The sequence below is a fragment of the Pandoraea sputorum genome (assembly GCF_000814845.2).
GTDB classification, from domain to species: Bacteria; Pseudomonadota; Gammaproteobacteria; order Burkholderiales; family Burkholderiaceae; genus Pandoraea; species Pandoraea sputorum.
The window spans coordinates 4,922,124-4,940,843 of the sequence record NZ_CP010431.2 but is presented as its reverse complement, the minus strand read 5'-3'; the positions used below and the strand labels follow the sequence as shown (position 1 = coordinate 4,940,843).

The 18,720-nt window shown below is 62.9% G+C and carries 16 protein-coding genes and 1 tRNA gene; 7 read left to right on the top strand and 10 right to left on the bottom strand.

Annotated features, from left to right (window positions below; genetic code table 11):
* Positions 1–21: 21 nt before the first annotated feature.
* Positions 22–1,644 (bottom strand): methyl-accepting chemotaxis protein, encoded by a 1,623-nt coding sequence (locus NA29_RS21805; RefSeq protein ID WP_039393102.1) that lies wholly within the window; start codon positions 1,642–1,644, stop codon positions 22–24.
* Between the two features lie 222 nt (positions 1,645–1,866).
* Positions 1,867–2,457, bottom strand: coding sequence for a helix-turn-helix domain-containing protein (locus tag NA29_RS21800; RefSeq protein ID WP_039393100.1), 591 nt, complete (start codon positions 2,455–2,457; stop codon positions 1,867–1,869).
* A gap of 145 nt (positions 2,458–2,602) precedes the next feature.
* Between NA29_RS21800 and kbl the strand changes: the two genes are divergently transcribed.
* Together kbl and NA29_RS21790 are read left to right on the top strand one after the other, a co-directional pair.
* A complete protein-coding gene (gene kbl, locus NA29_RS21795; protein WP_039393098.1) occupies positions 2,603–3,820 on the top strand; it encodes a glycine C-acetyltransferase in 1,218 nt (405 codons plus the stop codon).
* 2 nt (positions 3,821–3,822) lie between these two features.
* Positions 3,823–4,800 (top strand): NAD-dependent epimerase/dehydratase family protein, encoded by a 978-nt coding sequence (locus tag NA29_RS21790; protein WP_174555918.1) that lies wholly within the window; start codon positions 3,823–3,825, stop codon positions 4,798–4,800.
* A 72-nt stretch (positions 4,801–4,872) separates the two neighbouring features.
* On the opposite strand, the gene NA29_RS25875 is transcribed toward NA29_RS21790, so the two are convergent.
* Complete coding sequence (locus NA29_RS25875; RefSeq protein ID WP_157127442.1) at positions 4,873–5,016, bottom strand: hypothetical protein; 144 nt, start codon at positions 5,014–5,016, stop codon at positions 4,873–4,875.
* Positions 5,017–5,407: 391 nt separating this feature from the next.
* Between NA29_RS25875 and NA29_RS21785 the strand changes: the two genes are divergently transcribed.
* The gene (locus NA29_RS21785; protein ID WP_039393094.1) at positions 5,408–6,376 is read left to right on the top strand and encodes a hypothetical protein; all 969 of its coding nucleotides are present in this window, start codon (positions 5,408–5,410) and stop codon (positions 6,374–6,376) included.
* Positions 6,377–6,505: 129 nt separating this feature from the next.
* Here the strand turns inward: NA29_RS21785 and NA29_RS21780 are convergent, their stop codons facing one another.
* The gene (locus tag NA29_RS21780; RefSeq protein ID WP_039393092.1) at positions 6,506–7,822 is read right to left on the bottom strand and encodes an ABC transporter ATP-binding protein; all 1,317 of its coding nucleotides are present in this window, start codon (positions 7,820–7,822) and stop codon (positions 6,506–6,508) included.
* A 10-nt stretch (positions 7,823–7,832) separates the two neighbouring features.
* A complete protein-coding gene (locus NA29_RS21775; protein ID WP_039393090.1) occupies positions 7,833–9,572 on the bottom strand; it encodes an ABC transporter permease in 1,740 nt (579 codons plus the stop codon).
* Between the two features lie 542 nt (positions 9,573–10,114).
* On the opposite strand from NA29_RS21775, the gene NA29_RS21770 reads away from it, so the two are divergent.
* Positions 10,115–11,686 carry a tetratricopeptide repeat protein gene (locus tag NA29_RS21770; protein ID WP_039401382.1) on the top strand — a complete coding sequence of 524 codons (1,572 nt, stop codon included), beginning with the start codon at positions 10,115–10,117 and terminating at the stop codon, positions 11,684–11,686.
* A gap of 28 nt (positions 11,687–11,714) precedes the next feature.
* Here NA29_RS21770 and NA29_RS21765 read toward each other — a convergent pair whose 3' ends face one another.
* Both NA29_RS21765 and NA29_RS21760 read right to left on the bottom strand, forming a co-directional pair.
* Positions 11,715–12,785: an AI-2E family transporter gene (locus tag NA29_RS21765; protein WP_039393088.1), complete on the bottom strand. Its 1,071-nt coding sequence runs from the start codon at positions 12,783–12,785 to the stop codon at positions 11,715–11,717.
* Positions 12,772–13,746 (bottom strand): LysR substrate-binding domain-containing protein, encoded by a 975-nt coding sequence (locus NA29_RS21760; RefSeq protein ID WP_039393086.1) that lies wholly within the window; start codon positions 13,744–13,746, stop codon positions 12,772–12,774. The genes NA29_RS21765 and NA29_RS21760 overlap by 14 nt, the downstream gene beginning before the upstream one ends.
* Positions 13,747–13,930: 184 nt before the next feature.
* Here NA29_RS21760 and NA29_RS21755 point away from each other — a divergent pair, with 184 nt between their 5' ends.
* Together NA29_RS21755 and NA29_RS21750 are read left to right on the top strand one after the other, a co-directional pair.
* On the top strand, positions 13,931–14,701 hold the full coding sequence (locus NA29_RS21755; protein ID WP_039393084.1) for a TerC family protein: 771 nt from the start codon (positions 13,931–13,933) through the stop codon (positions 14,699–14,701).
* 182 nt (positions 14,702–14,883) lie between these two features.
* Positions 14,884–15,267: a TFIIB-type zinc ribbon-containing protein gene (locus NA29_RS21750; protein ID WP_039393082.1), complete on the top strand. Its 384-nt coding sequence runs from the start codon at positions 14,884–14,886 to the stop codon at positions 15,265–15,267.
* Between the two features lie 99 nt (positions 15,268–15,366).
* Here the strand turns inward: NA29_RS21750 and NA29_RS21745 are convergent, their stop codons facing one another.
* Complete coding sequence (locus tag NA29_RS21745; protein WP_039393081.1) at positions 15,367–15,747, bottom strand: tautomerase family protein; 381 nt, start codon at positions 15,745–15,747, stop codon at positions 15,367–15,369.
* Between the two features lie 84 nt (positions 15,748–15,831).
* Between NA29_RS21745 and NA29_RS21740 the strand changes: the two genes are divergently transcribed.
* Complete coding sequence (locus tag NA29_RS21740; RefSeq protein ID WP_039393080.1) at positions 15,832–16,689, top strand: LysR family transcriptional regulator; 858 nt, start codon at positions 15,832–15,834, stop codon at positions 16,687–16,689.
* Between the two features lie 70 nt (positions 16,690–16,759).
* On the opposite strand, the gene NA29_RS21735 is transcribed toward NA29_RS21740, so the two are convergent.
* Positions 16,760–16,836 (bottom strand) — tRNA-Met (locus NA29_RS21735).
* Positions 16,837–17,036: 200 nt separating this feature from the next.
* Entirely contained in the window at positions 17,037–18,695 is a 1,659-nt protein-coding gene (locus NA29_RS21730; RefSeq protein WP_039393079.1) for an MFS transporter, read from the bottom strand.
* Between the last annotated feature and the right edge of the window lie 25 nt (positions 18,696–18,720).

The window sequence follows — 18,720 nt, the reverse complement described above, 5'->3', positions numbered from 1 at the left end:
GTCATCACAATGCCGCAGACCTCAGGCCGCCAGCCGCTGCATTGCGAGCGCAGCCGTGCCGCGTGTGAGCGGCGCATTCGCCCCATCTGACGTCGCTGCACCGTTCATGCGGAACGCAGCCACCGCCTGATCGAGCGCGCGCGCCTGATCTTCCATGGACGCCGCCGCTGCGGCCGCCTGCTCCACGAGCGCAGCGTTCTGCTGCGTGACTTCATCCATCTGCGTCACGGCACGGCCGACTTGCTCGATGCCGTGGCTCTGCTCTTCCGACGCCGCCGAGATCTCTCCCATGATGTCGGTGACGCGGCGCACCGCCTGCACGACGTCGTGCATCGTCTGACCCGCCTGCGCCACGAGCACCGAGCCGTCCTGCACGCGGCCGTTCGACGACTCGATCAGTTCCTTGATTTCCTTCGCAGCGGCAGCGCTGCGCTGGGCCAGCGTGCGCACCTCGCCCGCCACGACGGCAAAGCCACGTCCCTGCTCGCCGGCGCGCGCTGCTTCCACCGCCGCGTTCAGCGCAAGAATGTTCGTCTGGAAGGCAATGCCGTCGATCACGCTGATGATGTCGACCACCTTGCCCGAGCTTTGCGAGATGCCTTCCATCGTGGCCACCACCTGATCCACGACCTGTCCGCCGCGCACCGCGATGGCTGAAGCGTTCTCTGCGAGCTGACTCGCCTGACGCGCGTTGTCGGCGTTCTGACGTACGGTCGACGTCAGTTGCTCCATCGACGACGCCGTCTCCTCCAGTGCGGCCGCCTGCTGTTCCGTACGCGCCGACAGGTCCGTGTTGCCTTCGGCGATCTCGCGTGCGGCAAGCGTGATGGCGCTGGTGCCGCCGCGAATGCGCCCGATCATCTGCTGAAGATTGCCCTGCATGCGCTGCATCGCATGGAGCAGGCTGGCGCCGTCGCCCTGACGCAGACGGACTTGCGTGAGCAGATCGCCGTCGGCAATGCGCGTAGCGATATCCGCCGCGTACTCCGGCTCGCCGCCAAGACTCTGCTGGACGTTGCGGATGATGAGCAGCATGACGCCGGACACCGCCAGACCGATGACGGCGAGCATGGCCCCCCAGCGCAGGAGCGCGCCAACGAAGGCGGCATTGATGTCGTCGACGTAGACGCCGGTCGTCAGATACCAGTCCCACGGCTGGTACACACCCACGCGGCTGATCTTTTCGACGGGCTTGTCCGAACCGGGCTTGGGCCAGAGATACGAGACGAACGGGTCGTTGGTGCGCGCGGCGGCGACGATGTCCGAAAACATGAGCTTGCCCGACGGATCGCGGAACTGACTCATGTCCTTGCCTTCGAGCTTCGGATTGACCGAGTTGAGCACGATCACGCGCTGCGAGTTCAAGATACCGAAATAGTTTTCACCGTCGTAGCGGATCGCGCCGATTTGCTCGCGGGCGGCCTTTTGCGCGTCAGCGACACTCATTTCGCCGCGCTCGGCGCGTGCGGCGTAGTGCTTGGCCAGACTCAGACCGGCGTCGACCACGTGGGTCAGACCCGCCCGGCGCTCGGCCAGCATGGTGTCGCGCTGCGCCCATGCACCCCAGATCGCCATCGCCAGCAGACTGACCCACATCAACCCGACGGCAGACCACAACTTCGCTTTCAGACTCAATCGCTGCATTACTTCGTCATCCCCACTGATTCCGCGTTGGTGTTGCACATGCGGTGGCCGTACGTGACGGGGGTTCCCATCCGTGCAGTCCGTTTGTCGATCGGTTGTCGGCACCCTCGGAAGAAGGTGCGGACCGAACGTGTGCTAACGGCAGTCCCGGGGAGGACTTGAGCTTTGCGCAGGCGCGCAAACGCTTGCGCACCCTTGCAGCGATCGGCTGTGTTCGCGGTGTTAGCCGTGAATTACAACCATCAAGCCACGCGCGACCGACTTGCCGACGTTCCGGATCGCGTGGGCGCGGTCGGCGGGGTAACGGGCTGTCTCGCCCGGTTTGGCGCGGCGCGCGACGTGTTCGACCTCGATGTCGACTTGGCCGTCGAACACGGTGAAGTGCTCGCGCGTGCCCGGATCGTGCGGCTCGGAGACGAGCGCCGCGCCGGGTTGCAGCGTCAGTTCATACCACTCGAATTTGCCCGCAAGTTCCATCGGCCCGAGGATCTTCAACTGATAGGCCTGGTCGGCGCCCGCGAGTGTCGGTGTCTCATGTTTGCCGAAGATGCGCACCGGTTCCGGGTCGCCGGACGGTGCACCCAGCAACTGGTCGAGACGCACGCCCAGCGCGTTGGCAAGCCGCCAGGCCACGGCGATGGTCGGATTGGCCTTGTCGCGCTCGATCTGGGAGAGCATCGACTTGGAGACGCCGGACGCGCGCGAGAGCGTCTCCAGCGTCATGCCACGGTCCTTGCGCAGTTGCTGAATCATGTCGCCGACGGGCGGCGGGGCGATCGGAGGCGCCGCAGAGGCTGCGGGAGTACTTGCCATATGAATTCCGGGATATTAGAATTTTTCAATATATTGAAACTAGTTCAATATAAAGTATAGTTTCCGATAAGTTGGATGCTGTGATGGCTGCATGGTAGCAGAGCGGGTTCGCTCTGCACCGTTGAACGCATAGGAGATGCGCACGATGACCGCACAAACCCCGGAAGCCCGCGAGGGCTTCTACCGTCAACTGACCGAACGACTCGAAGACACGCGCCGTCAGGGCCTTTTCAAGCAGGAACGCGTGCTCATGTCGCGGCAGGGGCCGGAGGTCATGTGCGACGACGGGCGCACGCGTATCAACCTGTGCGCAAACAACTATCTGGGGCTCTCCGGCAGCGAATCGCTCGTCAAAGCGGGGCAGAAGGCGCTGGAAGACTTCGGCTTCGGTCTGTCGTCGGTGCGCTTCATCTGCGGCACGCAAGGCCCGCATAAGGAACTCGAAGCCCGCATCGCCGCGTTCCTGGGCACGGAAGACGCGATCCTCTACGCTGCGGCGTTCGACGCCAACGGCGGCGTGTTCGAGCCGCTCTTCGACGAACAGGACGCCATCATCTCCGACGCGCTGAACCACGCGTCGATCATCGACGGCGTGCGACTTTGCAAGGCGCAGCGTCTGCGCTACGCCCACAACGACATGGACGACCTGGAACGCCAGTTGCAGGCGGCGGCCGGGGCGCGTCACCGCATCATCGTCACGGACGGTGTGTTTTCGATGGACGGCACGATTGCGCAACTCGACCGCATCGTGGCGCTGGCCGAGCAGTACGGCGCGCTCATCATGATCGACGAGTGCCACGCGTCCGGCTTCATGGGGCCGACGGGACGCGGCACGCACGAGCATCACGGCGTGCTGGGCAAGATCGACATCATCACGGGCACGCTGGGCAAGGCGCTGGGCGGGGCGATGGGGGGCTTCACGGCGGGACGTCGCGAAGTGATCGAGACACTGCGCCAGCGCTCGCGCCCGTATCTCTTCTCCAACAGCCTCGCACCGGCCATCGTCGGCACGTCGCTGGCGGTGTTCGACGAACTCGAACACTCGTCGTCGCGCCGCGAACAACTCCATGCGAACACGGCGTTTTTCCGTCAGGAAGTGGCGGCACTGGGCTTCACGATCAAGCCGGGCACGCATCCGATCGTCCCCGTCATGCTGTTCGACGCGACGCTCGCCCAGAACTTCGCGCAGCGTCTGTATGAACTGGGCGTGATCGCTACGGGCTTCTTCTACCCGGTGGTGCCGCAAGGTCAGGCGCGTGTGCGCGTGCAGCTTTCGGCGGCGCATACCCGCGAACACCTCACCCGTGCGCTGGCGGCGTTCGCTCAGGCCGGTAACGAGCTCGGCATTCTCAAGCAAGGTTGAACATGGAACGAATTCTCATCATTGGCGCCAACGGGCAGATCGGCAGTGAACTCGTCGAAGCGCTGGCCGCGCAGTATGGCAACGAGAATGTCGTTGCCACCGACATCGCCCCGGGGCCGTCGCGTCATCCGGTGCACTACGAAACGCTCGACGTTCTCGATGCGGCGCGTCTGGCCGCGCTGGTCGAGCGCTTCGGCATCACCCAGATCTTCCACCTGGCGGCGCTGCTCTCGGCCACGGGCGAAACCCGTCCGCTGCAAGCCTGGACGCTCAACATGAATGGCCTGCTCAACGTGCTCGAACTGGCGCGTGAGCATCAGAGCAAGGGCAAGAACCTGCGCGTGTTCTGGCCGTCGTCGATTGCGGCATTCGGGCCGCACACACCGGCCGTGGAAACCCCGCAGCTCGCCATCATGGATCCGACCACGATGTATGGCATCAGCAAGCAGGCGGGCGAGCGGCTGTGCGAGTACTACTTCACGAAGTTCGGGGTGGACGTGCGTAGCCTGCGCTATCCGGGCGTGATCAGCTTCAAGACGCCGCCCGGCGGTGGTACGACCGATTACGCCATCGACATCTTCCAGGCGGCCCGCCGTGGCGAGACGTACACGTGCTTCCTGAAGGAAGACGCCACGCTGCCGATGATCCATATGCCGGATGCCGTGCGCGCTACGCTGGAGTTGATGAATGCCGACGCCTCGCGCCTGCGCGTGCGTTCGTCGTACAACGTGGCCGGGGTGAGTTTCGACCCGAAGACACTCGCGGCTGCGATTGCACGCCGGGTGCCGGGGTTCACGGTGAAGTACGCGCCGGACTTCCGTCAGGCGATTGCCGAGACATGGCCACACACACTCGACGACACGCATGCCCGCTACGACTGGGGCTGGAAGCCGGCCTTCGATCTGGATGCCATGGTGGACGACATGCTCGCCAACGTGCCGCTCGACTGGCACGCACCCGCGTTGGGAAACGCGGCCTGAGCGAGGGGGCCGACGGGGCGGGCGTCTGAGAGACGGCGCCAGCCCGAGCGCGATGTCGTGACGCTGCGACGCTTACTTCGGGTGGTGCACCGCGTAGTAAGCGAGCGCGGCGAGCACCGCGCACGTCACGGCGAACACGCGACGGCGCCAGCGGTAGGCGGGGGTGAAGCTGATGGCGCGTGCGCGGCCTTCTTCTTTGGAATGGTAGTAGCTCATATTGCACCTTCTCGTATCTGGTACACGGTCTTCGCCGCAAAGAGAACCTGCTCCAGCCCTTGTCTATGCGCCCCCCGGCACACGACACGCAGGTTCTGAGTCGATTATGCGACCGCACAAAAACGACCGCTAATCAGTATCTATACCGATAGGTGTGGCCTTTTTGACACGGTCTCCCATCGACCGATTCGTTTCGACGAAGACCTCGAAAGCGGCCGACCGCGCCGGTTTCGTCTCTTTCCCCGCCTCGATAGTCAATCGCCACGGCCTGCTGGCCGAGGTTCCCGCTGCTGGTGCAGAGGCGTTGGCTCGACGAACGTATCTCTCGAAAATCGAGGTACGTAAAGAATCCACATTTCCCCGCTTGCGCCCCGCGAGACGCGCTGAAACAATGCCTGAAAACGGTGGCCACGCCGATGGCCACTTCCAACTCGTCGTTGCGATCACGCCTGGGGAGGGTCGTGCCATGACGTCGAACACGCGCCGCACCATCGTTTGCGGCCCCGGCGGTACTGTCTTCGGACGCACCGCATTAGTCGTTGCCGCTGCTGGCCTCGCCAGTCTTTTCGCGGCGAATGTCCATGCGCAGGAAGCCATGCTGCGCGCCAACAATCAGGTCTGGTTCGGTGTCGGTGCCCAGCGCCTGAACTACTGGGAAACCATCGCCCCCGGCAAGAGCGACTCCGAGAGCGGCACGACAGCAGCCTTTGCGTTGACGGCGTCCACGCAGCGGCAGTTGTTCGGCATCTCCAATCTGTACTTTGGCGCTCAGGTGCGGGTGGCGCACGGCAACGTGAACTACGGCGGCTATTTACAGGACGTCGCCGGTCGCGTCATCCAGTCGAATTACGGGATGACCACGCGCTCGACCGCCACGGATGTCACCCTCAAAGCCGGTAAGGCCATTCCGTTCCATCTCGGGACATGGAATGCGCAGGTGATTCCGTACGTCAGCTACAGCTATCGGGACTGGATTCGCGACAGCAGCCGCGATCCTTACGGTTTCTACGAGCGCTACCGCCACCACGTGGTCGGGGGTGGCCTCATGGGCCAACTGGAACTGACGTCGAAGCTCGTGGCGACGGCGGACATTCGCGCTGGCGCGATGGTCGGCTCGTCGATGACGCTCGCGGGCTCGCAGAACACCTTCAATCTCGGCAACAAGCCGGTCGTGGTGGCGGGCTTCGGACTCGATTACGCGGTAGCGCGCAACTTCCACGTGAATGCGACCTACGAGTGGTCGCGCTTCCAGTACGGACGTTCCAGCGTCACGCAGGTCAGCCCCGGCGTGAATGCCTACGAGCCCGATTCGAAGACGATCAACCAGACATGGATGATCGGCGCGGGCTACGCATTCTGAGACGTATTCGGAGACGCGATCTGAGGCATATTCGGGCCGTCGCGAAAGTCGCAGCACAAACAACAACGCCGCGCGGTCGATCGACTCGCGCGGCGTTGTTTTGTCCGCCCCGGATTCAGCAGGCGGCGCTCAGGTCGCGCCTTCCACGTCCTCAAGACTGAACGTTTCCGTGTGATCGTTGTACGAGAAAATCTCGGCGTAACGGCCCCAGTTGATCGCGGTGTCGAGCGTTTCCTGTGCGAGATCGTCCGACATCGAATCTTCCAGCTCCTGCTCGAAACGCACGCGCGGCGCGCGCTGTCCGCGACGCTCTTGCAACACCGCTCGAATCTTTGCGGCGAGCGGCACGTGGCGCAGCAGGTGCTCGGCGAACAGCACCTTGCGCTCCTGCGTGCTGACGTCCACGAATCGCTTGCCTGCCGCCGTCAGCAGAATGTCGCCTTCCTTGAGTTCGGCGAAGCCCAACTGATCGAGAATTTCGGCGACGGGGAAGAGATCGTCGACCTCCAGCAGCAACGTCTGCGCAATATCGGGCAAGTCGGCGCGTCCGTTGTACGGCGGCACCGCCAGCGCTTCGAGCAGACCGGCCATCAGGTTGGTCGACACTTCGTGCAGCGGGCTGGAGAGTTCCAGCGGCATCTTCTGCGTGGTGTGGGCGTTACGACGCGAGGTCATCAGCGCGTAGATGTCGTCCACCATCTTGCGGAAGGCGGGATCGAGACGGTTGCGGCGGTGCGGGAACGGCACCTTGATCTCGGCAACCACGCGGCCCGGATTCGACGACAGCACCAGAATGCGGTCGCACATGAATACGGCTTCCTCGATGTTGTGCGTGACGATCAGGATCGACTTGATCGGCAACTGACGCTGACTCCACAAATCGAGCAGGTCGGTACGCAGCGTTTCGGCCGTCAGTACGTCGAGTGCGGAGAACGGCTCGTCCATGAGCAGCAGCGTGGGGTTGACCACCAGCGCTCGGGCGAAGCCTACGCGCTGACGCATGCCGCCGGAAAGTTCGCGCGGATAGGCGTTCTCGAAGCCGTCTAGACCGATCAGGTCGATGGCCGCCAGCGCACGCTTGCGGCGCTCCTTCGGCTCGACGCCGAGCGCTTCCAGCCCGGCTTCCACGTTTTGAAGCACGGTGAGCCACGGGAACAGCGCGAAAGTCTGGAACACCATCGCCACGCCTTCGGGGGGGCCTTCGAGCGGCTCGCCCATGTAGCGGATGTCGCCCGAGCTGGGCTGAATCAGCCCGGCGATGATGCGCAGCAGCGTCGATTTGCCCGAGCCCGAGCGGCCCAGCAGGCCGACGATCTCGCCTTCATGCAGTTGCAGGTTCACGCCGTCGAGGACCTGACGCTCGTCGCTGCCCTTGCGGAACCCGCGACTGACGTTGGCGAGCGAGAAGATCTCTTTTCCGGTCATCGTTTGAGTATCGTTCGGCATCACGGTCCCTTCAATTCAGACGAAGCTTGTTTTCAGCGATGGCGTACATCGGACGCCACAGCAAACGGTTGAACAGCACGACGAACAGCGCCATGACCGCGATGCCGAGCAGAATGCGCGGATAGTCGCCGGCGGCCGTCGTTTGTGCGATGTAGGCGCCCAGACCGTGCGCGGCGACCTTGTCGTCGCCCCACTGCACATATTCCGAGACGATGGATGCGTTCCACGCGCCGCCCGACGCCGTAATCGCCCCCGTCACGTAATAGGGGAAGATGCCCGGCAGCATGACCTGACGCCACCACTGCCAGCCGCGAATACGGAAGTTGGTGGCGGCTTCCTTGAAGTCGTTCGGGAAAGCGGTTGCACCGGCGATGACGTTGAACAGGATGTACCACTGCGTGCCCAGCACGATCAGCGGCGAGAGCCAGATGTCCGCATTCAGATGAAAGTGGACGATCAGCACCACGAAGATCGGGAACAGCAGGTTGGCCGGGAATGCCGCGAGAAACTGAGCGAGCGGCTGAATTCGCTCGGCGAGCTTCGGACGCAGGCCGATCAACACCCCCAGCGGCACCCAGACCGCCGACGCAATCGCGATGAGCACGACCACCCGCACCAGCGTGATCAGGCCGAGACCGAACACCCGCAGAATCTCCGGTCCGCCGACTTCGCTCAGCACGAACGTGACGATCTTCCACGCGGCGAACACGCCGAGCACCACGAGCAGCGCAGCCCACAGCCAGTCGATCACGCGCGAGAGCGGCGACTTCGACTCGGAGTGGATCGCGGCGGGCAGCGAGATCGGCATACGCATACGGGCGATGGTGCGCAGCAGCTTGCCCAGCGGACGCAGCAGCAACTGAATGGCGCGCGTGCGTTGGATGACGTTCAGCACCCACGATTCGGGCGCGGCCTGCGAGACCGTGTCTTCCAGACGGAATTTGTCCGACCACGCGACCATCGGACGGAACAGGAACTGGTCGTAAATGACGATGACGACGACCATCGCCAGAATCACCCAACCCACGGCACCCAGATCGCGCTGGAGGATGGCCGTGGCGAGATACGCGCCGATGCCCGGCAGCGTGACCGTCTTGTCGCCCACGGTGATCGCCTCGGACGCCACCACGAAGAACCATCCGCCCGACATGCTCATCATCATGTTCCAGATGAGGCCCGGCATGGAGTACGGGACGTCGAGCTTCCAGAAGCGCTGCCACGGCGAGAGACGCAGATTGACCGCGACTTCGGACAGATCGCGCGGCTGGGTGCGCATCGACTGGTAGAACGAGAACGTCATGTTCCACGCCTGACTTGTGAAGATCGCGAAGATCGCGGCGCATTCGGCGCCGAGTACGCGTCCCGGGAACAGGGCGAGGAAGAAGGTGACGGTAAATGAGATATAGCCCAGCACCGGCACCGACTGAAGAATGTCGAGCATCGGCACCAGCAACTTTTCCGCGCGGCGGCTCTTGGCCGCGAGCGTGCCGTATACCAGCGTGAAGATCAGTGACGCCACCATCGCCGCGAGCATACGCAAGGTTGTGCGTAGTGCGTACTCGGGCAGATTAGCCGGGTCCAGCGAGATGACTTCGGTATGCAGATCGGCCAGCGGGGCCCAGGTTTGTCGAATGCCCGACGAGGTGACCATCAGAAAGCCGATGATGATCGGGAAAGCGATGAAATCCCAGCGGTTGGGCAGCAGGCGTCGCGCGGTGGCGGGGATGAACGGACGGGCTACGCGCGTCATCAGGACCTCGTTTGGATGAGGGTTCGGACGGACAACAGGGCTGAAGCGTCGTAGTGCAGCACGGCAGCGACGTTGCGCGTGTGCAGGGACGGCAGCGGATGCTACCAGATTGCCCCGTAAAAAGATGTTAAAGCGGGTGTCATACGTTGGCAAACCTCGTCGCCGAAGGGCGACTGTGGTTTTTATGCTGCACTGCGGGAAGTCTGGGTTTCGTCAGTCGATACCGATTTGAAGCGGCATTTTTGTGCTTTCGAAAAACGCGTTGTCAAAGGCGTTTATCGCAATGTCCCAATATCGTATACATCTGCCCGAACCCGGTCGCACAAGGGAGACCGCGACAATTGGTTACGTTTAAGTTGTGAACTTATGAGAGGTTGCGCAGACCAATCCCCGCGGCTTGCTTCGCGCCGTGCGGTCGTGTAGTGTGCACCGCTTGCTCGGGCCACGGCGCCGGTCGCTGCGGGCGGTTTCCCCGCTTGCGGCGTTCGTGTGGCTTGCCGACCCGTCTCCCTCCCATTCCAAGATAAGCAAGGATGCGCCGCATGACGACGCCATTAGACGCGCGTTGCGAGCGTGCACGACAACTCAGTGCCGCCGGCCGGCTCGACGAGGCGATCGCCGAGTTACGACAAGTTCTGAAACAATCCCCCGAATTTCTTCCCGCGCTCGAAGGGCTCGCGTATGTCTCGTTGCGTACCGGCGCTTTAGAGGGCGCGGCCGATGCTTTCGACCGTCTGCTCGCGCTCGTGCCGCGTCCGGGGGCGCAGGCAACGTTCGATGCCGCAATGGCCAGCCTGCAAGCCGGGCGTCCGATGCGCGCCGAAGCGCTGTTCGAAGCGACGGTGCAGCAATCGCCCGATGTCATCGGCACGATGCACACTGTCGGTCTGACGTGGGCGCGGGCGGGAGACAACGCGCGTGCGCTCGCCTGGTTCGAGCGCACCTCGGCCAAAGCCCCCGCGCTGTGGCAGGCGCATTTCAACCGGGGCCGTGCGCTCGGTGCGCTGGGGCGCTTCGATGAAGAGATCGCCGCTTACCGTCTCGCCAACGCCATCGCGCCGCAGCAGCCCGATCCGCTGGTGAATCTGGGCGTGGCGCTACGCGAGCAGCATGCCTTCGCCGATGCGCTCCAGTGCCTGCGCGATGCCGTCAAGCTGTCGCCGGACCATGCGGGTGCGCGGACCAACCGGGCGCAGACCAATTTGCTGCTGGGCGACTTCGAGCACGGCTGGCACGACTACGAATGGCGCTGGCAAGACGGTGGCCAGAAGCGGCGTTTCAACGATCGTTTGTGGGACGGCAAAGCGCCGCTCGCGGGCAAGACGGTGTTCGTCTACAGCGAACAGGGCTTCGGCGACACGTTGCAGTTCGTGCGTTTCGTGCCGCGTCTGGTGGCGATGGGCGCGACGGTGGTGCTCTCGGTACAGGCACCGCTGGTCACGCTGTTGGGCGGCTTCGCGCGCGGCGTGACGGTGCTCGGCGAGCACATGCCGGTGCCGTCGTTCGACTGGCAACTTCCGCTGCTCAGCCTTCCGCATCTGCTCAAGGTCGGGGGGGACGTGGCGGTGCACTCGCCCTATCTACGTTCCAGTGCCGGACGCGAGATGGTCTGGCGCTCCGCGCTCGGGGTGAGGCCGGAAGGTGAGCTACACAAGTTACGTATTGGCTTCGTGTGGCGCACGCGTCCGTTCCCACCGCATCGGGACATTGCGCTTAAGCACTGGGCACCGCTATTTGCCACGAAGGCGCAGTTCTATTCGTTACAGGTCGACGCCACGGACGAGGAGCGTGCCGAACTCGCGAGCTACCGAAGCGCGCACGGCAATGTGCACGATATCGGCGCGAAGCTTAGCGACTTCGCGGAGACGGCGGCCGTCATTGCGCAAATGGATCTGGTGATTGCCGCTGACACGGCGGTGGTGCATCTGGCCGGCGCGCTGGGCAAACCGGTGTGGGTGCTGCTGAACTACACGCCGGACTGGCGCTGGCAACTGACACGACGCGACAGCGACTGGTATCCGTCGGTCTCGTTGTATCGGCAGCCCGCGCGCGGGGACTGGGACAGCCTGATGGCGCAAGTCGCTACGGACGTCGACGGCATCTTGCAGCAGTAATACAGCAGTCATGCAGCGCTGATCTCTATCAGCCTGCATCGGCCGGCTCATCGTCGTCGCGCAGACGCGTGTAGATATTCCAGCTCGCGATGAACAGCGCAGCGATGAGCGGCCCGATCACAAAGCCCGTCAGGCCGAAGAGCGACATGCCGCCGAGGGTGGAGATCAGCACCACCCAGTCGGGCAGCTTGGTGTCCTTGCCAACGAGGATCGGGCGCAGCACGTTGTCGACCAGGCTAACGATGGTGCCGCAGAACGCGAACAGGATCACCGCCTTCCAGACTTGCCCGGCGAGTAACAGCCAGATGCCCACGGGCACCCACACCACGGCGGCACCCACGGCGGGTAGCAGCGACAGAAAGGCCATCACCACGGCCGCCAGTACATAGCCCTGAATCCCGAGCACGGCGAAGATGAAACCGCCGAGCACGCCCTGCGCCACCGCCACGGCGATGTTGCCTTTGACGGTCGCGCGGACCACGGTCGTGAATTGACGGATCAGTTGAGCCTTGTGACGCTCGTCGAGCGGTAGGGCGCGTCGAACCATCGCGCCGAGCGCGGTTCCGTCGCGCAACAGGAAGAAGAGCAAATAGAGCATCACGCCGAAGCTCACCAGCAATTGTGCGGTGTTCTGTCCGATGCTCACGAGGTATACCGCGACCAGACGCCCGATCTGTGCGGCCCCGTCGCCCAGCTTCTGCTGAATGGCGTTGACGTCCTGCACGCCGGCCAGATCCATGATCCGGTGAACGCTGGCGGGCAGGCGGTCGAGCAATTGCTGGAAGGACACCGTCAGTTGCGGCAGATCGGTGCGAAAGCGCACGAGCGCCGTGCTGATTTCCTGCGTCAGCATGCCCACGACGAGCGTGAGCGGCAGAATCACGATGAGCAGAATCAGCGCTAGCGTGGTGAGGGCGGCGAGATTGGGACGTCCGCGCATGCGGGCCAGAATGCGACGCTGCACCGGCTGGAACAGCACGGCGAGAATCGTCCCCCAGAACACCGCGCCGAACAGCGGGAACAGAATCCACCCGAACACGATCGTCACGACGAACAGCATGAGGTGGAAGAACTTGCGCTGGTCGCTACGACTGGACATGAGGTTTCCTCACAGATGACGACGGCTCGGATGGCGCGTCAGCCCTTCTTATATCAGAACCGGACGTCACCCCGGTCGTCGTGTCACGCATGCCCTCGATGATGCGGGTGACGAGTGGGTGTCCTTCGCCGCGTCGCGAGCGAATCGCGTGAATGTCCTCGTGGACATCCTGCGGGCGGCCCAGCCAGCGCAGTCCGCGCAGCAACGAGACATCGCCAGCCCCGGCCTCGCTCAGAGGGAACACGCCCATGCCGCGCGTGGCGAACACGGCCATCAACGCACTGTCTTCAAACTCGCCCACAATGTTCGGACGAATGCCCTGCGTCTCGAACCACTGGTCGAGGCGGGCGCGCAGGGCCGAGTGTCCCGTCGGCAATAATACGGGCAGGGTCGCGAGGCATTGCGGGAAGGTATCGCGCGAGACGTTGCGCACGAGCGACGCGGGTCCGTACCAGTCGACGGGCGACTCCACCAGACGCTCGCTCACGAGTCGCAACGTCGGGTTGTACGGCGCGGGTTGGCTGGCGAGTACCAGATCGAGCTTGTGCAGGGCGAGTTCGGCGAGCAACTGCTCGTGCTCGCCTTCATGGCATACGAGTCGCAGCGATGGCGTGTCGAGCACCGGTGCGAGAATGGCGTGGGCCGCGAGTTTCGAGATACCGTCGGCGAGACCGACCGCAAGGCGCGCCACGCGGCCGCTCGCGGCTTCGCGGACTTCGTCGGGAATCGACTGGCCGAGGCGGAAGATTTCCTCGGCACGTCGGAAAGCGGCCTGTCCCGGCTCAGTCATGGCGACGCCGCGCCCGGCAGGTTTGAGTAACTGGTGACCCAGCGACTTTTCCAGCTCACGGACTTGTGCGCTAATGGTCTGGACGGCCATGTCGAGGCGCTCGGCGGCTCTGGCAAAGCCGCCTTCCTTGACGACCACCCAGAAGTAGTAAAGATGGCGGTAGTTCAACATAAGGATAAGACTTCGGAAAAACCGAACTAAAGTGAAGTATATAGCTGGTTTTTGCGAAGCATGAGTTCGACGATGATGCTGTCCTGAGCCCGCGCCCTACGTTGAGTGCGGGAGACGAAAGGGGATGACAGGTGCCAGACGGCGACGGTCATCCCGAAAACCATACGGAAACTCTGGCGCACATATGGACTATCTACTTGCTTTGGCGGCTGACCCGGCGGTGTGGGCGGCGCTTGTCACGCTGGTCGTCATGGAGGTCGTGCTCGGCATCGACAACCTGATCTTCATCTCGATCCTGACGAACAAATTACCGTTGGCGATGCGCGCACGGACGCAGCGCATGGGGATCGCACTGGCGCTGGTCATGCGGCTGGCGTTGCTCGGTACGGTGGCCTGGATCGCAAAACTGACGACGCCGCTCTTCGAACTGTTCGACCACGGCTTCTCGTGGCGTGACCTGATCCTGATCGCTGGTGGCCTCTTCCTCGTGTGGAAGGCGACGAAGGAGATGCATCACCACGTGGCAACGGGAACGGAAGACGAAGCGAATGGCGACGCATCGGGCACGCTGGCGACGATCACCGCACGCGCAGCTGTCATGCAGATTCTGGTGCTGGACCTCGTGTTCTCCATCGACAGCATCGTGACGGCAGTGGGCATGACCGAGCACATTCCGATCATGTTCATCGCTGTGATCGCAGCCGTGACGGCGATGCTGTTCATGGCCGGTCCGCTCTCGCGCTTCATCGCGGCGAATCCGACGGTGGTCATGCTGGCGCTGGGCTTCCTGCTGGTGATCGGTATGACGCTGATCGCCGAGGGCTTCGGGTCGCACATCCCGAAGGGTTACATCTACGCAGCGATGGCGTTCTCGGCCTTCGTCGAAGGGCTGAACATGATGACGCGTCGTGCCAAGGCGCGACGTGATGCGCAGAAGGCGCGCGTGCTGCACTAATCAATACGTCACCGAATGGTGAAAAATGGCGGTGCCGGTGCAAATCGGCACCGCTTTTTCGTTGACGCGGAAGCGTCGAGTGTTCGGTTTTTTCGAACTTTGATGAATGAAAACGTAGGTTTTTCCGTTGCGACGCGCTCGGTACATTGAGGACGTTGTCCTTTAAGTAACGGAGCGAAACGATGAAGTGTCCTGTATGCGGTACCCCGGATCTGTTGATGACGGAGCGTCAGGGGGTGGAGATCGATTACTGCCCGAAGTGTCGCGGCGTGTGGCTCGATCGCGGCGAGTTGGACAAGCTGATCGAGCGCACGGACGAGGCTCCCGTGGCGTCTGCACAGGCCATTCGGGACGACCGCGGCGGGCAGGGAGGGCAGGGCGGATTCGGACGCGGCGCATACGACGCGCGTGAGCATCGGGCGTCCCGCGAGTATCGCCATGACGATGGTCTGCGCGATGATGATGGCAGACACCGCAACACCCATCATGGTCATGACGACCGCCGCCGTCACTACGACCGTTCGCGCAAGAAAAAGTCGTTGTTCGAGATCTTCGACTTCGATTGATCGGTGCGCGGCGCGGGTCGAAAGCGAAGTCGGTCTCAGCGATGATGTCGGCGGCCCGAATTGGGCCGCCGGTTTTTCATGTCGCTGCGTCCGGCAGCCTCACGCGTACTGCGAGAGTCCCAGCCCCAGCGACCAGTTTTCTTTCTCGACTTCGACGAGATTCACGAACACGTCCTCGGGGCGGATGCCGGGGCTATCGCTGAGCAATTCGGCAATCCGCCGGAACAACGCCTTCTTCTGTTCCTTCGTGCGGGTGTTGTTTGCGGTGATCTGAATGAGCACGAGGTCATCGCTTCGCGCGACGTCGAGGTAAGTCGCCCCGTAGCGGAAGTTCGCCGCGTCGTGCTCGGTCAGCGCCATGAACTGGTCGTCTTCGGGCACGGTGAAGGTTTCCCGCATCGCGCGATAAACGCTATCGAATATGGCCTGTCTGTAAGCCTCGGTCTTTCCCGTACGCATTGAAATGTGAGCGAGTGGCATCGTGAGTTTCCTCGGTGGTTGACCCGCTCCATAGTATCTATTCTGATAATCTATGTGTTCTTATTTCAATAATAACGATTTGAAATGGCTGAGCGTTCGCTTGATCTTGAGGCTGTGCGTGCCTTTATCCGTATTGCGGAGCTTGGCAGCTTCACGCGTGCTGCCGAGGCGTTGAGGACGACGCAGGCAGCGGTCAGCCTGAAGCTGAAACGTCTTGAAGACAGGTTGGGTTTTCGACTGGTCGAACGCACTCCCCGCTACGTCGAGCTTTCGGCGCAAGGCACCACCTTTCTCGATCACGCGCGCAGACTCATCGACGCCCACGACCGGGCGGTCGCTGCGGTAGCGGGCGCGCGCCAGCGTCTGACCATTGGCATCAGCGAGCATGTCGCGGGGCCGGAGCTGCCCGCGTTGATTGCCCGGATGAACGCGCAGGATCCCCAGCTTCTGATCGAGATCAGGATCGGAACGTCGGCGGATCTGCTCCAGCGTTTCGACCGGAGAGAACTCGATACGGTGCTGGTTCGTATGCATGTGGGGCGAAGCGACGGGGAGGTCGTCACCGACGAGCAGTTCGGCTGGTTCGCGACACCCGGCTGGCAGCATCGTGCAGGGGAGCCGTTGCCGCTTGCCACGATGGCGGAGCCTTGCGGTGTGCGCGCCGTCGCAGAGCAACTGCTCGACGAAGCGGGTATCCCCTGGACGGAGGTCTTCGTTGGCGGAGGCGTGATGGCGGTGGCTGCGGCCGTGATGGCCGGGTTGGGTGTGGCGGCACTTTCGCCGCGGATGGTACCGTTTGGCGCGGTGGACGTCGGGCCGAGACTGGCGCTGCCGGCGTTGCCGCGGCTGCCTATTGTGCTGCATACCCGCGTGCAGGACAGCCGGGCACGCGGTGCGCTGGCCGCACTTGGGGCGGCCTTTCGGGGTGCCGTACGAAGCTGATCGACCGCTGTGTGACGCTGCACGAGCAGAAAAGAAAAAAGGCCATGATTTCTCATGGCCTTTTTAAATTTGGTGGCGAATCAGGGACTCGAACCCCGGACCTGCGGATTATGATTCCGTCGCTCTAACCGACTGAGCTAATTCGCCGTAGGAAAAAGAGTATATGGCGAAGGCTATAGCCTGTCAACAGGTATTTTGCGAAAGCTATGAAAATAGTTCGGGCGGCCTTTCTGGGCGGTGTCGCGCCCCGGGGACCGGCCCGTCCAACAAACGACAATGCCGGGACTCGAAAGCCCCGGCATTGTTATGACAGATCTACCTTCTTACCTGTCCGACGGGTTACCCCATCAGTCGTTGGCGTAGATGTCGACGTCCTTCGTCTCCTTGATGAAGAGCATGCCGATCACGAAGGTGATGAGCGCGATCACGATCGGGTACCAGAGGCCGGAGTAGATGTCGCCCTTGGCGGCCACGATGGCGAAGGCCGTGGCCGGGAGGAAGCCCCCGAACCAGCCGTTACCGATGTGATACGGCAACGACATCGACGTGTAGCGAATGCGCGTCGGGAACATTTCTACCAGCATCGCCGCGATCGGGCCGTACACCATCGTCACGAAGATCACCAGAATCGCCAGCAGGATCACGACCATCGGCTTGTTCATCTGCGCCGGGTCAGCCTTCGGCGGATAGCCGTCAGCCTTGAGCGTGGCCGACATATCCGTCTCGAACGCCTTGGTCTTGTCCTTCGCATCCGCTGCCTTGCCGTCGACCGACGAGATCACCTTGTCGCCAATCTTCACCGTGGCCAGCGTGCCTGCCGGAGCGGCTTGGTTCTGATAGTTCAGACCGGCGCGTGACAGGTAGCTCTTCGCGATATCGCACGAGGTGGTGAACTTCGACGTGCCTACCGGGTTGAACTGGAACGAGCACTCGTTCGGATCGGCGATGACCGTGATCGGCGAACGTGCGGTGGCAGCTTCGAGCGCCGGGTTGGCGTAGTGCGTGAGCGCCTTGAAGATCGGGAAGTACAGCAGTGCGGCCAGCAGGCAGCCCGCCATGATGATCGGCTTGCGACCGATCTTGTCCGACAGCGCACCGAAGAACACGAAGAACGGGCTGCCGATCAACAGACCCAGCGCGACCATGATGTTCGCGGTGTTGCCATCGACCTTAAGCACCTGCGTCATGAAGAACAGCGAGTAGAACTGGCCCGTGTACCACACGACTGCCTGACCGGCGGTCAAACCGACCAGCGCCAGAATCACGATCTTCAGGTTCTTCCACTGACCGAACGATTCCTTGAGCGGCGCCTTCGATCCCTTGCCCTCGGCCTTCATGCGCTGGAATGCCGGCGATTCGCTCAGTTGCATACGAATCCAAAGCGACACGAGCAGCAGCACGATCGACAGGATGAACGGAATGCGCCAGCCCCAGTCGCCGAAGGCCTCTTCACCCATCACCATGCGGGTGCCGAGAATCACGAGCAGCGAGAGGAAGAGACCCAGCGTTGCGGTCGTCTGAATCCACGACGTGTAGAAGCCGCGACGGCCATGCGGCGCGTGCTCGGCAACGTACGTGGCAGCACCGCCGTATTCGCCGCCCAGGGCCAGACCCTGCAGCAGACGCATGGCGATGAAGATCACCGGCGCAGCGATGCCCCAGGACGCATAGCCCGGCAGCAGACCGACGACCAGCGTCGACAGACCCATCAGCGTGATGGTGACGAGGAACGTGTATTTACGACCGACGAGGTCACCGATGCGACCGAACACGATCGCGCCGAACGGGCGCACCGCGAAGCCCGCAGCAAACGACAGCAGTGTGAAGATGAAGGCCGCCGTCGGGTTGATCCCGGAGAAGAAGTGACGGCTGATGAATGCGGCCAGCGAACCGGCCAGATAAAAGTCGTACCACTCGAACACCGTGCCCAGCGACGAAGCGAAGATGACCTTGCGTTCTTCTTTGGTCATCGGCGCATGGGTGGTGGCTGCCGTTGTAGTAGCCATGCGGTTGTCTCCTGTAATGTAAGCA

Coding starts and splice junctions, on each gene's coding strand:
- NA29_RS21765 (WP_039393088.1), bottom strand. CDS start 12,785: ATGTCCAGTCGTAGCGACCAGCGCAAGTTCTTCCACCTCATGCTGTTC.
- NA29_RS21790 (WP_174555918.1), top strand. CDS start 3,823: ATGGAACGAATTCTCATCATTGGCGCCAACGGGCAGATCGGCAGTGAA.
- NA29_RS21800 (WP_039393100.1), bottom strand. CDS start 2,457: ATGGCAAGTACTCCCGCAGCCTCTGCGGCGCCTCCGATCGCCCCGCCG.
- NA29_RS21770 (WP_039401382.1), top strand. CDS start 10,115: ATGACGACGCCATTAGACGCGCGTTGCGAGCGTGCACGACAACTCAGT.
- NA29_RS21755 (WP_039393084.1), top strand. CDS start 13,931: ATGGACTATCTACTTGCTTTGGCGGCTGACCCGGCGGTGTGGGCGGCG.
- NA29_RS21750 (WP_039393082.1), top strand. CDS start 14,884: ATGAAGTGTCCTGTATGCGGTACCCCGGATCTGTTGATGACGGAGCGT.
- kbl (WP_039393098.1), top strand. CDS start 2,603: ATGACCGCACAAACCCCGGAAGCCCGCGAGGGCTTCTACCGTCAACTG.
- NA29_RS21775 (WP_039393090.1), bottom strand. CDS start 9,572: ATGACGCGCGTAGCCCGTCCGTTCATCCCCGCCACCGCGCGACGCCTG.
- NA29_RS21740 (WP_039393080.1), top strand. CDS start 15,832: ATGGCTGAGCGTTCGCTTGATCTTGAGGCTGTGCGTGCCTTTATCCGT.
- NA29_RS21805 (WP_039393102.1), bottom strand. CDS start 1,644: ATGCAGCGATTGAGTCTGAAAGCGAAGTTGTGGTCTGCCGTCGGGTTG.
- NA29_RS21780 (WP_039393092.1), bottom strand. CDS start 7,822: ATGCCGAACGATACTCAAACGATGACCGGAAAAGAGATCTTCTCGCTC.
- NA29_RS21785 (WP_039393094.1), top strand. CDS start 5,408: ATGCCTGAAAACGGTGGCCACGCCGATGGCCACTTCCAACTCGTCGTT.
- NA29_RS21745 (WP_039393081.1), bottom strand. CDS start 15,747: ATGCCACTCGCTCACATTTCAATGCGTACGGGAAAGACCGAGGCTTAC.
- NA29_RS25875 (WP_157127442.1), bottom strand. CDS start 5,016: ATGAGCTACTACCATTCCAAAGAAGAAGGCCGCGCACGCGCCATCAGC.
- NA29_RS21760 (WP_039393086.1), bottom strand. CDS start 13,746: ATGTTGAACTACCGCCATCTTTACTACTTCTGGGTGGTCGTCAAGGAA.
- NA29_RS21730 (WP_039393079.1), bottom strand. CDS start 18,695: ATGGCTACTACAACGGCAGCCACCACCCATGCGCCGATGACCAAAGAA.